Raw genomic sequence first — 13563 nt, forward strand, 5'->3', positions numbered from 1 at the left:
TGTGGTTTTTTTGTTGATTTTTTTATTGGAGGGCTAATTGATGAGGATTGAGAAGATAGTTGATGGAGATTACTTGACTCCCATAAGCATTTACTTGCGTCTTAAGGGCGTTAACAAGGTTATTTTAGAAAGTATTCCAAGAAATAATGAGGATTCCAGGTATTCAATCATTGCCTGCAATCCAGTAAGTCATGTTAAATTCATGGATGGAAAATTAATGGTTGACCAAGAAATTATTGAGAGTTCTGACCCCTTGGCCTATCTTTCTCAACTAACCTTAAAAAAAGATTCGCTCGCATCAGCTAATGACTATCCCTTTCAGGCAGGAGCCATCGGCTATGTCGGCTATGACATGTATGCCTTTTATGAAAAAATAAAGCTTGATAATTATGATCAACTGAAAATACCAGATTTTTACTTCATGCTCTATGAATCATTCATAGTATTTGACCATAAAAAGGAAAAGGTCATCCTTGTGGAAGATAATCTTTACAGTAATCGTTCTAAAAAAGATATGGAAAAGTCCCTTGAAGATAGACTTACCAGCCTAAAGAAAATTTGCGAGGAGGAATATCAAGAAGGGGAGCTAAAAAAACTTTCCTTTGAGTCAAATGTTTCTTCAGATAACTTTAAAGACCAGGTGGCAAGGGCAAGGGAGCTGATTAGGCAGGGAGATATGTTTCAGATTGTTTTGAGTCAAAGGTTTGAGGCTGATATAAAAGGACATCCCTTTGACTACTACAGGAGACTGAGACTAGAAAATCCATCAAGCTACCTTTATTATCTTGACTTTACTGACTTTCAAATCTTAGGAAGTTCCCCTGAAAGCTTGGTTGCAACCAAGAATGGTGTGGTTACAACCAATCCCATAGCGGGAACTATTAGGCGGGGCAAGGATAGGTATGAGGATAAAGTCTTGGCTGAGGAGCTTAAAAATAATGAAAAGGAGCAGTCAGAGCACAAGATGTTGGTGGACTTAGGAAGAAATGACCTTGGCCGGATTTCTGAATACGGGACAGTTGAGGTGCCCCTTTTTATGGAAGTCGAATCTTACCGTTATGTCATGCATCTAGTCAGCCTAGTTAAGGGAAAATTAAAAAAAGGGCTTTCCAGTGCAGATGCCTTGATTTCAACCCTTCCAGCGGGAACCCTGTCAGGTGCCCCTAAAAATAGGGCCTTTAAAAGGATTTATGAATTTGAATCAGTCAAGCGAAACTTTTACGGTGGAGCCATTGGCTATATTTCAAGTAGTGACAACTGTGACTTTGCTATAGCCATCCGGACTATGCTAGTTAAAGATCATAAGGCTTATGTTCAGGCAGGAGCTGGAATTGTCTATGATAGTGACCCTCAAAAGGAGTATGAGGAATGTTTGAACAAGGCTCGCTTGTTTACCGACTTAGGAGATTAAGATGATACTACTAATTGATAATTATGACTCTTTTACTTATAATCTGGCCCAATATATTGGGATGAAATCAGACCTAGTTGTTGTAAGAAACGACCACAAGGATCTTGATACTTATCTGGAAAAGGCAAGTGGTTTAGTCTTTTCCCCAGGTCCTGGCTGGCCCAAGGATGCAGGTCGGATGGAAGAGATTATTGAGCAGATGGCAGGGCGTGTTCCCATTTTAGGAATTTGCCTGGGCTTTCAGGCCATTGTTGAAGTCTTTGGAGGGAAGTTACGTCTGGCAAAAAATGTTCGCCATGGTAAGGAAAGTTTAATTGAACAAGCTGGACAGGCAAGGATATTTAAGGGTCTGGATAATAAAATTCCTGTCATGCGTTATCATAGCCTCGCCATGGATCAAAGGCAGGATTTGAGGGGATTTGAGATTACTGCTAAATCGTGTGATGATCAGGAGGTTATGGCCATTGAAAATAATGATTTAAGGATTTATGGCTTGCAGTTTCATCCTGAAAGTATCGGAAGTCCTGATGGCATGAAGATGATTGAAAATTTTTTGGAGGTTGTGAAAAATGGATAAGCTAAGAAAAATAATAAACTTTGAAAATTTATCTGAATCTGAAATGATGGAAGTTGCTAGCAATATGTTTTCAGGAAATTATAATGAAGCCCAACTATCATCCCTATTAACGGCCTTGAAAATGAAGGGAGAAAGCGTTGATGAGCTGACAGGTCTTGCCAGGGTCATGAAAAGTCATGCCTTAAAAATTCCAACCTCCCTGACAGATGCCATGGATAACTGTGGAACTGGAGGTGACTATAGTGATAGCTTTAACATCTCAACAACTTCGGCCTTTGTCCTTGCAGCAGGTGGTATTAATATGGCCAAGCATGGTAATCGGAGTATTTCAAGTAAATCAGGTAGTGCTGATGTTTTAGAAGAGCTGGGTATCAATTTACAGCTGGCTCCCGAAAGACTAGCTCAGGTACTTGAAGAAATCGGTATTGTCTTTCTTTTTGCGACGAGTCTACATCCACACATGAAAAAAATCATGCCAGTAAGGAAGAATTTGGCCCTCCCAACCATTATGAACCTAACAGGCCCGCTAATTAATCCAGTTGATTTAGACTGCCAACTCCTTGGTACCAGTAGGCCTGATTTTATTGAAGAAACAGCCCAGGTTTTAGGTAATTTGGGTCGTAGGAGGGCCCTTGTAATTAGTGGGGCAAATGGCATGGATGAGGCCAATTTGAGTGGAGTTAATAATTACGCCCTCCTGGATCAAGGGAAGGTAAGTCTAGGTACTTTTTCAGCCCAGGATCTGGCCATGGAAGAGATTCCTCTTGCTGCTATAAGAGGGGGGGATGCCCGTGAAAATGCACGGATTTTAATGGATGTCTTAGAGGGCAAGCAGTCAGCTTATTTGGAAATAACAGCCTTAAATGCTGGCCTTGGTTTTTTCACAAATGGTAGGGTAGCAACTATCAAGGAAGGGGTTGACCTTGCTAAGGATTTAATTTTTAAGGGGCGGGCTATGGAAAAGCTTGAATTACTCAAACAATATCAAAGCTAGGAGATAAAATGGAGTTTTTAGAGGAAATTTTAGCCTATAAGAAGGCAGAAGTTGAGGCCATGGATGAGTTAGAAGCTCAAGGAGTTCGAAAGACTTATCGTTTGATTGACCACTTAAAGGAAAATCAAGGAAAGCTTGGGATTATTGCTGAGGTCAAAAAGGCTAGCCCAAGTCTTGGGGCCATCAATATGGACGTTGACATCTTAGAGCAGGCCAAAAGTTATGAAGGTGCAGGAGCCATGGCAATTTCAGTTTTAACGGATGAGCATTATTTTAAAGGAAAGCTTGACTATTTAAGGGAGATATCGGCTGCTGTAAATATTCCAACCCTTAATAAGGATTTTATAATTGACAAGCGTCAGATTAACCGGGCCGTAAATGCTGGAGCAACCATAATTTTATTAATAGTTGCAGCCCTCCCCAAAAATCGCCTAGAGGAGCTATTCACCTATGCTGAATCCTTAGGTCTAGAGGTTCTCCTTGAGGTGCACGATTTAGAAGAGCTTGAGATAGCCCACGACCTGGGAGCCCAGCTGATTGGTATTAACAACCGAAATCTTAAAACTTTTGAAGTCAGTCTAGCTACCAGCCATAATCTTGCCCCCTACTTCAAGGAAGACTGCTTTTACATCTCAGAAAGTGGGATTAGGACGGCAGCAGATAGCCATAGTTTGGCTAAAAATTTTAATGGCCTTCTTGTTGGTGAGACCCTGATGAGGGCGGAAAATCCAGCCATTAAATTGCAAGAGATTGGAGTAAGTCGCCTGTGATTATTAAAATATGTGGCCTTCAAAGGGAGGAAGAAGTCAAGCAGGCAGCCCAATCAGGAGCCAGCCACCTAGGTTTTGTTTTTTCTAGCTCTAAAAGGCAGGTTGACCATAAAAAAGTTGAGGAAATCACGAAAAATCTTCCGCAAGGGATTAAGAAGGTTGGTATTTTTGTTGATGAAGATTATAAGCTTGTGAATGAAATTAGTGATTTAGCGGGACTTGATGTGGTTCAGCTCCATGGCCAGGAGGACTTATCCTATATCGATAAGATAGACTTACCAGTCATTAAGGCTCTTGATGATTACAGGAAGCTTGGGGACTATCGGTCTACCAGTAAAGAAATTACCTTCCTGCTTGATGGCAGAAATCCTGGTAGTGGTCAGAGTTTTGACTGGGAGAATTTCCCTCTTGAGCAGCTAGAAGAGAAATTTATTCTAGCAGGGGGCTTAAATTTAGAAAATATTGACCAGGCCTTGGAACACTTTTCTGGTCATTTGATAGGGGTGGATGTTTCGAGTGGAGTTGAATCTAGCGGACAAAAGGATTTACAAAAAATAGATTTATTTATAAGAAAAGTAATGGAGAGAAAAATATGACTTATTCAATGCCAGATGAAAAAGGATTTTACGGAGATTTTGGAGGACAATTCATTCCAGAGTCTCTTATAACAGCTGTAAAGGAACTTCAAGAGGCCTATGAGGCCAGTCGGGATGACCAAGAATTTCAAGCGGAGTTTGAGGATCTTTTAAGAAATTATGTGGGGCGTGAGAACCCTTTGTATTTCGCTAAAAATTTGACTGAAAAACTTGGTGGGGCTAAGATCTATCTTAAGCGGGAGGACTTAAATCACACGGGCTCACATAAAATTAATAATGCTCTAGGTCAGGTTCTTTTAGCCAAAAAGCTAGGTAAAAATAAGATTATTGCTGAAACGGGAGCGGGCCAGCACGGGGTGGCAACAGCTACAGCAGCAGCACTTTTTGGCATGGAATGTACGATCTATATGGGCGAAGAAGATGTTAAAAGGCAGGCCCTAAATGTATTTAGGATTGAACTCTTGGGTGCTAAGGTCGTTCCTGTTACTGATGGCTCTAAGGTTTTAAAGGATGCGGTAAATGCAGCTTTAAGGGCTTGGGCAACTAATGTTAGTGATACCCATTATATTTTAGGAAGTGTCCTTGGGCCCCATCCTTACCCTCAGATTGTCAGAGACTACCAGTCGGTCATTGGTAGGGAAGCTCGGAGGCAGATTCTTCAAATCGAAGGACGACTGCCTGATGCCCTTGTGGCCTGTGTTGGTGGTGGAAGTAATGCCATGGGACTTTTTTATCCCTTCCTTGAGGATTCAGATGTCGATTTTTACGGGATCGAGGCTGCTGGAGAGGGGCTTGACAGCAAGCGTCATGCAGCAACCATCACCAAGGGTCGTCCAGGTGTCCTCCACGGAGCCTATATGGACCTTCTTCAAGATGAAAATGGTCAAATTGATGAGGCCTATTCTATCTCTGCAGGTCTTGACTATCCAGGTCTTGGGCCAGAACACTGTCATTTTAAACGAATTGGGCGTGCAAAATATGAGGCCGTAACGGATGAGGAAGCTCTTGAGGCCTTTAAGCTTTTAAGCCAAACAGAAGGAATCATTCCAGCCCTTGAGAGTTCCCATGCCATCTCCTATGCCGTAAAACTTGCCAAAAATTTAGACCAGGATCAGGTAATTATTGTTTGCCTGTCAGGTAGAGGAGACAAGGATGTGGAACAAGTTCGTGAAATTTTAGCAGGGAGAAAATAAGATGAAGACAAAGACTTTGACCAAAAAACTTAAGGGTGAGAAAAAAATTTTTATTCCCTATATTATGGCAGGAGATCATGAACGAGGCCTTGCTGGCTTACAGGAAACAATCGACTATCTTAATGATCACGGTGTTTCAGCAATCGAGCTAGGCATTCCCTTCTCTGATCCAGTAGCTGATGGGCCAGTTATTGAGCTTGCAGGACTTAGGAGTCTAAAAAGAGATACGACTTTAAGGAAGGTAATTAAAGAGCTTAGGGCAATTAAAAGTGACGCCCCTCTGATTTTAATGACCTATTTTAATCCAGTCCTTCAATATGGCCTGGAAAATTTACTTGATGATTTGGAGGCAACGGATGTAGCTGGTCTTATCATTCCAGATTTGCCCTATGAACATGAAGATTTGCTGGCTCCTTTAATAGCTCCAAGAGATCTTGCTCTTATTCGAATGGTTTCTATTACAACAGATACAAAAAGGCAAGAGCAGCTAGTTGATGGAGCCCAGGGATTTATTTATGCTGTAGCCTTGAATGGAGTTACAGGGACACAAAATGCCTATCAAGAAGAGCTAGATAATCATCTAGCAACCTTAAGGGACTTGTCTCCCATCCCAGTTGTTACGGGTTTTGGGATATCAAAGCTTGAGGATGTTGCAAGGTTCCATAGGGTTTCAGATGGAGTTGTAGTAGGTTCATACATTGTTGACAAACTTCATAATAATAAAAGTAGAGATTTAGATGCCTTTATTTCCCAGGCCATTGAACTAGGTAATCAATAAATAAAAATAAGCTCTTGACTGGGACTTAATTCATATGTTAGAATAAAAAAGTATGTGAATGGACATATAAAATTACAGGTAATCCGCTGGAGACAAGTACTGCAAGATTATCGAGAAGGAGAATAGAAAACATGAATCCATTAATCCAAAGCCTTACTGAAGGTCAATTACGTAGCGACATCCCATCATTCCGTCCTGGGGACACTGTACGTGTTCACGCGAAAGTTGTCGAAGGAACTCGCGAACGTATCCAGTTATTTGAAGGTGTTGTAATCAAACGCCGTGGTGCTGGAATCAGCGAAACTTACACAGTTCGTAAAATTTCAAACGGTGTTGGTGTTGAACGTACATTCCCACTACACACTCCACGTGTTGAAAAACTTGAAGTTATCCGTCACGGTAAAGTACGTCGTGCTAAACTTTACTACCTACGTGCATTACAAGGTAAAGCAGCCCGTATTAAAGAAATCCGTCGTTAAGATTTTAAAAACTCCCTTTGGGAGTTTTTTTATTTGCTCCATTTAAAAATTATAAGCAACTTGTTTTACATATATAATTTTTTTAAGTAGACTATGTAAATGTTGACAGGCAATTCATCAGAATATTGAAAAAATTATTGAGGAGATAAGATATGACACTAGTACTTGCAATTAAAGGACACCCACTTGACGGAGAAAAATCAAAATCAGTTAAGGTGTTTGAAGAATTTTTAAAGGCTTATAAGGAAGCTAATCCCAAGGACCAAGTTAAAGTAGTAGACTTATACGCGGAGGATTTTCCAGAGATTGATGAAGATATTTTATCAGGTTGGGGCCTTCTTCAAGGCGGAGCGGAATTTACTGACCTAACAGCTGACCAACAAGCTAAGATTGGACGCTTTGGTCAATCAACTGAAGACTTCCTAGCAGCTGATAAGGTTGTTGTCGCTAATGGTTTATGGAACCTCAACATCCCAACTCGTTTAAAGGCTTGGTTTGACACCATCAACGTGGCAGGTAAAACCTTTAGATATACAGCTGAAGGGCCAGAAGGTCTTGCAGGTGGTAAGAATGTACTCCACATTCAAGCAAGCGGTGGAGTTTATGGTGGTGAAGACCCAGCAGCCCAATACGTAAAAAATATCTTTAATTTTATTGGTATTGATGACATTGACACCATCTACATTGAAGGGGCAGACTACGATCCAACACGTACCGAGGAAATTGTTGGTCAAGCTATTAGTAAAGCTACTGATTTAGCACAAGAATTTTAATAATTTAAGCCAGTTGATAGCATCAGCTGGCTTTTACTTTGATATACTAAATAATTTATAAGAATGAATCAATCTGGTAAAATGATGGAAGAGGAAGTTAAGGAATAACTTGAATTAGGGAGATTTATGATGGAATATCCACAGGAAATGTTTGATGAGGTCAAAAGAGCTAGTGAGTCCTTCAAGCTGGAAGGCTTTTTGCCAGGTCAGGGTAACGATCAAGCCAGGCTCATGCTCGTAGGTGAAGCCCCAGGCAAGACTGAGATTGAAAATAAAATTGCCTTTAGTGGTGCTGCGGGCAAGTGGTTTGATTCCTGGTTTGAGCATGCAGGTTTTAAGCGTGCGGACCTTTATATAGCCAGTGCTGTCCGCAAGAGACCCTATAAGGTTAAAGTGAAGGCCAGGGGAGTAGATGAAGAGCCTCAATTTTCCTACCCCAATAGGACACCAAGTCCAAAGGAAGTATTCGCCCAGGCTCCCCTTCTCGACTATGAAATCAATGAAATAAAGCCTCTAATAATTGCTCCCATGGGAAATACTGCCCTTCATAGGCTACTAGGTAATGAATTAAAGGTGTCTGACTGCCACGGTCAAATTAGAAAATCTCCTATTTTAGAGGTTAATGCTCTAGGAGATGGCTACCAGTGGTCTAATCGAAGCTATTTGATTTATCCCCTCTATCATCCAGCTTCTGTTATCTATAACCGCAAGCTTGAGTTGGTCATAGAAGAAGATTGGCTGAGACTAAAGGACATTCTTAATAAGCTAGAAAATTCTTCCAAGGAGAAGACCTCTGAATAAGAGGTTTTTTTTATGGCTTCTAAAGTGATATAATGGCCGGTAAGGACTAATAAATAATAATAGGAGGTAGTAGGTGTCCATATTAAAATATACAAAAAAATATAAGAAACAGCTTATTTTGGGGCCAGTCTTCAAGTTTTTGGAGGCAGTTTTTGAATTGTTCTTACCCCTTTTGATGGCTGCAATGGTCGATCAGGGAATCCAAAAAAATAATTGGAATAAAGTTTTAGAGTTGACCTTGGGCATGTTTGTTTTGTCCCTTTTGGGCCTTATTGCGGCTGTCATCTGCCAGTATTATGCCTCACGGGCCTCGCAGGGCTTTGGGACTGAGGTTAGGAATGCTCTTATGGCAAAGATAAATAAATTGTCTTATAGGGAGCTTGATAAGTTTGGCTCAGATACCCTAATAACCAGGATGACCAATGATGTCAATCAGGTCCAGCTGGCCCTTGCTATGTTTATCAGGCTTCTGATTAGGGCCCCCTTTCTAAGTATCGGCTCAGTAATTATGGCCTTTTATATTGATTTTCAGATGGGCTTAATTTTCCTGGCCCTCTTGCCCATTTTTTGTCTGATTCTCTTTTTAATTACCCTTAAGTCAGTACCCCTTTATTCTAGGGTTCAAAAAAGGCTGGATGGTATTAATCGTTTGGTCAGCCAAAATCTGTCAGGAGTTAGGGTAATTAGAGCCTTTGCTCGAAGAGCAAGTGAGGAGGAAGAATTCGATCAAGCATCAGATAGTCTGGCTGATATATCCCTTAAGGTTTCCAATCTATCTGCCCTTTTAACTCCCATGACCACCCTAATCATGAACCTTGGAATTGTTGGGATTTTTTACCTGGGTGGCTTTAAGGTAAACCTAGGTCACTTGGAGCAGGGGCAAATACTTGCCCTGGTTAACTACATGAATCAGATGCTTTTGGCTCTTATTACGGTGTCCTATTTGGTGGTTATTTTTACCAGGGCCTATGCCTCAGCCAAAAGAATTGATCAAATCCTCTTGACTCCAGTAAGTATTGACCGGGAGCATGAAGGTGGACTTAGTAGGGACGGAGGAAGAATTGACTTTAAAAATGTCGATTTCAAGTTCTCAGATGACTCAGGACTTTCCCTAAGGGATATTAATTTTTCAATTGATTCAGGGAAGACCCTTGGGATTATTGGTCCTACAGGCTCTGGAAAAACAATCCTGTCTCAGCTGATCCCAAGATTTTATGATGCCTCAGCTGGAGTGGTTGAGGTTAATGGCCTTGATGTAAGGGAGTGGAACCTTAAAAAATTAAGAGGAATTATGGCCTTGGTACCACAAAAGTCCGTTCTTTTTTCAGGTACTGTTAAAGACAATCTGCTCTTAGGTAGGGAAGATGCCAGTGAAGCTGACTGCTGGGAGGCCTTAAGATTAGCCCAGGCTGATGACTTTATTAAAAATTTACCCCAAGGTTTGATGACTGAAATTTTTGAGGGCGGTAAGAATTTTTCAGGCGGTCAAAAGCAGAGGCTGACCATTGCACGGGCCTTGGTTAGAAAACCCAAGATTTTAATTCTTGATGACTCCCTAAGTGCCCTAGATTACCAGACAGATTATAATTTGAGGCAGGCACTTAAGGAAATTAACTGTACCATTATTATTATCTCCCAGCGGTTAAAATCAATTGAAGGAGCCCATGAAATTTTGGTTATGGATAGTGGGAAACTTGTTGGTCGTGGAGTCCATAAGGACCTGCTTAAAAACTGTGCCCTATATAAGGAAATTGTAAACTCTCAAGAGGAGGGTCAAGATGATGACTAATAAAAATCAAAAACATTATGGGGCCTTTAAAAAATTTTTCCCCTATATTTTAAAGTACAAGTGGGAAAATTCCCTGGCCGTTCTTTTGGGTCTCCTATCAGGTCTGACTTCTGTCTATCTAACCTATGAAATTGGTCATGTAATTGATCAGATGATTGGGAAAAACGAGGTTAATTTTACTAGCTTAGGCCAAATCATCCTTATTTTTATTGGACTGGTCCTTGTGACAAGTGTTAGCCAGTGGCTTATTCAAATTTTGGGGAACCGGGTGGCCTATCTATCGGTTGGTGATTTGAGACGAGATGCCTTTGGTAAATTAAATGATCTACCTCTTAGCTACTACGATAGCCATCCTCATGGTGATGTAAGCAGCAGATTTACAAATGATATGGATAATATTTCCCTGGCAGTCAGTTCAGTCTATAACCAGGTCTTCTCAGGCCTTGCCGTTATTGTCCTATCCTTAATTACCATGCTTGGAATGAATCTCATCCTAACTTTTGTTGTCCTTACAGCAACGCCTATAATCTTTCTTACCAATTGGCTGGTGGCCAGAGCCTCACAAAATGACTTTATAAACCAGCAAGCCTTGGTGGGTCAGGTTTCAGCCTTTGTCAGTGAGCGGGTGGGTAATCAGAAGCTGATTCAGGCCTTTCAGGCTGAAGACATGGATCAAAAAACATTTGAAAAAATTAATCAAAAGCTTTATGTTAAGGGACAAAAGGCACAATTTTCGTCTTCCTTGACCAACCCCCTATCACGCTTTGTTGACCATTTGGCCTATGTGGCAGTAGGTTTTATTGGAGCCTATCTAATCTTGATTGGCAAAAGTCATGTAAGCGTGGGTCTAATTTCAAGTTTTACCATCTACGCTTCCCAGTTTACCAAACCCTTTATTGAAATTTCTGCCCTCATAACTCCCATCCAAACAGGTCTTGTCGGCATAAACCGAGCCTTTGAAATCCTGGGGGAAAAATCTGAATCCAAGGATTCAAATCTGCTTGATTTACAGGATGTAAAAGGTGAAATTACCTTTGACAAGGTTGATTTTTCTTATCGTAAGGATAGGCCCTTGATTCAAGACTTTAACTTTAGGGCAAATCCAGGGGATAAAATTGCAATTGTCGGAAAAACTGGTGCTGGTAAGTCAACTCTTGTCAATCTCTTGATGCGATTTTATGATGTTGATGCTGGTGCCATAAGGGTTGACGGGCATGATATTAGGACGGTTACAAGAGATAGCCTCAGAAGGAATTTTGGAATGGTTCTCCAGGACACCTGGCTGATTGACGGAAGCATTAGAGATAATCTAGTCTATGGTAATCCTCAAGCAAGTGACCAAGAAATTGATGAGGTCCTAAAGGAAACCTACATGTATGATTTCGTAAAAAGGCTGCCTGAAGGACTAGATACCCTCCTTGGTGAAGAAGGAATGAAGATTTCTGAGGGGCAGGCCCAGTTGTTCACCATTGCACGGGTCATGCTTAGTCATCCCAGAATGCTAATTCTTGATGAGGCAACAAGTTCTGTCGACAGTTTGACGGAGGAAAAAATCTCAGAAGCCTTCCTTAAGATGATGGTTGGAAAAACAAGCTTTATCATTGCCCACAGACTTTCGACCATTAAGTCGGCCCACAAGATAATAGTCATGGACCAGGGGCAGATTGTCGAGCAGGGAAGTCATGCTGAGCTCTTAAAAAATAAGGGACAGTACTATCAAATCTATGAATCTCAGTTTAAAAATTAAAATTTTTAGTAAACTCCCTTGGGAGTTTATTTTTTTGTATTAAAAGGTTTGTGGTCTAGTATGACCCTTAAATGGCCTTGAAAGATAGGCTTTTATTTGCCTCCTTTTACGATTTTTAATAAAATGACAGGAATAGTAGGCTTAGGAAAGTGAGGAGAATATGAATAAAAGAAATATGGTAATTTTTCAGGCCTTTGAATGGTATCTGCCAAGTGATGGTAAGCATTGGACCAATCTAGCTGAAAAAGCTTATGAACTTAAGAAATTGGGCTTTTCGGCCGTTTGGTTTCCACCAGCCTCAAAGGCCTCAGGTGGAAAGGATGATGTCGGCTACGGAGTTTACGACCGCTATGATTTGGGTGAATTTGAGCAAAAGGGGACTGTCCTGACCAAATATGGCTCAAAGGAGGATTATCTAGCTGCCATAAGGGCCATCCATGACTTTGACATGGAAGTTTATGCTGACATTGTTTTCAATCAGATGCTTGGGGCTGATGAGACCGAGGTTGTTCCAGCAGCAATCTATGATTCTAACAATCGAAATCGTGAGCTTTCGCCCGATGAAAATATTGAAGCCTGGACCAAGTTTACCTTCCCAGGCCGTGCTGGAAAATACAATGACTACATTTGGACCTGGAAAAATTTTTCAGGAGTGGATTATGATGCAAGAACCAAGACCCATGCCATCTTTAATATTGACAATAAGGGTTGGAATTCAGAGGTTGATCGGGAGAATGGCAACTATGACTATCTGATGGGCTGTGACCTTGATATGTCCTATGATGAAACCATTGAGCAGCTTGACGAATGGGGCAGGTGGCACTTGGAGCTTACAGGTGTTGATGGCTACAGGCTTGATGCAGTCAAGCATATTGAATTTGACTACTATGTAGACTGGCTTTTAAAGAGAAGAAGCGAGAAGGGCATCCACATGTTTGTCGTGGGTGAGTACTGGTCAGCTGATTTGTCTAGGCTCACAGACTACCTAAATTCATCAGGCAATATTATCCGCCTTTTTGACGTACCCCTCCATTATAATCTCTATAATGCAGCCAATTCTAATGGCAGCTATGACATGAGAAACATCTTAAAGGGCACTTTGATTGAAAACCATGAGGATTTTTCCGTGACCTTTGTTGACAATCATGATACCCAGCCAGGGCAGAGTCTAGCTTCCTGGGTGGGCGGTTGGTTTAAGCTTCACGCCTATGCCCTCATCCTCCTTCGCAAACAAGGGGTACCTGTTGTCTTTTGGGGTGACTTGTATGGTATTCCCAGCCAGGGAATTAATCCTGTAGGTCCAGGTCTTGAGTCCTTATTGAAGCTTAGAAATAAGATTGACTTTGGTAATCAGGTTGATTATTTTGACGATCCTAATTGTATTAGCTGGGTTCTTACAGGAGATTTTAATGAGGATTATTCGGGAATTGTTGTTATTATGACTAATGGAGCTAGCAGTCAAAAAACGGTAACAGTTAGTGCCCTCCACCGAGATAAGGTATTTGTGGATATTCTAAAGAATAATGATAGTAGGGTTACCCTTGACCGGGACGGAAAGGGAACATTTCCTATCAATGGGGGTCAGGTATCCGTCTATGTACAAGAAGACCTAGCTAAAGAGTTATAAGATCTTATAAGATTTTATAACTCTCTAG

Annotated in this window: 13 protein-coding genes; all 13 read left to right on the forward strand. The window is 41.1% G+C overall.

All coding sequences use genetic code 11. The annotated features are described in order from the left end of the window. Positions 1–40 precede the first annotated feature (40 nt). The 13 genes from trpE (at position 41) to OZX68_02570 (ending at position 13535) form a co-directional block, all read left to right on the forward strand. Positions 41–1411, forward strand: a complete 1371-nt coding sequence (gene trpE, locus OZX68_02510; GenBank protein WEV61120.1) for an anthranilate synthase component I — start codon at positions 41–43, stop codon at positions 1409–1411. Position 1412: 1 nt separating this feature from the next. Beyond that, positions 1413–1988 carry an aminodeoxychorismate/anthranilate synthase component II gene (locus tag OZX68_02515; protein WEV61121.1) on the forward strand — a complete coding sequence of 192 codons (576 nt, stop codon included), beginning with the start codon at positions 1413–1415 and terminating at the stop codon, positions 1986–1988. Further along, the gene (gene trpD, locus OZX68_02520) at positions 1981–2982 is read left to right on the forward strand and encodes an anthranilate phosphoribosyltransferase (GenBank protein WEV61122.1); all 1002 of its coding nucleotides are present in this window, start codon (positions 1981–1983) and stop codon (positions 2980–2982) included. Before OZX68_02515 ends, trpD begins: the two co-directional genes overlap by 8 nt. Positions 2983–2990: 8 nt before the next feature. After that, positions 2991–3752: an indole-3-glycerol phosphate synthase TrpC gene (trpC, locus tag OZX68_02525; protein ID WEV61123.1), complete on the forward strand. Its 762-nt coding sequence runs from the start codon at positions 2991–2993 to the stop codon at positions 3750–3752. After that, positions 3749–4348, forward strand: coding sequence for a phosphoribosylanthranilate isomerase (locus OZX68_02530; protein ID WEV61124.1), 600 nt, complete (start codon positions 3749–3751; stop codon positions 4346–4348). Before trpC ends, OZX68_02530 begins: the two co-directional genes overlap by 4 nt. Next, positions 4345–5541, forward strand: a complete 1197-nt coding sequence (trpB, locus tag OZX68_02535; GenBank protein WEV61125.1) for a tryptophan synthase subunit beta — start codon at positions 4345–4347, stop codon at positions 5539–5541. Before OZX68_02530 ends, trpB begins: the two co-directional genes overlap by 4 nt. A 1-nt stretch (position 5542) precedes the next feature. After that, positions 5543–6319 (forward strand): tryptophan synthase subunit alpha, encoded by a 777-nt coding sequence (gene trpA, locus OZX68_02540; GenBank protein ID WEV61126.1) that lies wholly within the window; start codon positions 5543–5545, stop codon positions 6317–6319. A 131-nt stretch (positions 6320–6450) separates the two neighbouring features. After that, positions 6451–6798 (forward strand): 50S ribosomal protein L19, encoded by a 348-nt coding sequence (gene rplS, locus OZX68_02545; protein ID WEV61127.1) that lies wholly within the window; start codon positions 6451–6453, stop codon positions 6796–6798. Between the two features lie 152 nt (positions 6799–6950). Further along, complete coding sequence (locus OZX68_02550; protein ID WEV61128.1) at positions 6951–7571, forward strand: FMN-dependent NADH-azoreductase; 621 nt, start codon at positions 6951–6953, stop codon at positions 7569–7571. Positions 7572–7700: 129 nt separating this feature from the next. Then, complete coding sequence (locus tag OZX68_02555; GenBank protein ID WEV61360.1) at positions 7701–8372, forward strand: uracil-DNA glycosylase; 672 nt, start codon at positions 7701–7703, stop codon at positions 8370–8372. Between the two features lie 73 nt (positions 8373–8445). Next, on the forward strand, positions 8446–10161 hold the full coding sequence (locus OZX68_02560; GenBank protein WEV61129.1) for an ABC transporter ATP-binding protein: 1716 nt from the start codon (positions 8446–8448) through the stop codon (positions 10159–10161). After that, positions 10151–11908, forward strand: coding sequence for an ABC transporter ATP-binding protein (locus tag OZX68_02565; GenBank protein WEV61130.1), 1758 nt, complete (start codon positions 10151–10153; stop codon positions 11906–11908). The genes OZX68_02560 and OZX68_02565 overlap by 11 nt, the downstream gene beginning before the upstream one ends. Positions 11909–12068: 160 nt before the next feature. Continuing rightward, positions 12069–13535 (forward strand): alpha-amylase, encoded by a 1467-nt coding sequence (locus tag OZX68_02570; GenBank protein ID WEV61131.1) that lies wholly within the window; start codon positions 12069–12071, stop codon positions 13533–13535. The last annotated feature ends 28 nt before the right edge of the window (positions 13536–13563 follow it).

This window comes from Streptococcaceae bacterium ESL0729 (assembly GCA_029391995.1).
Lineage (GTDB): Bacteria > Bacillota > Bacilli > Lactobacillales > Streptococcaceae > Floricoccus.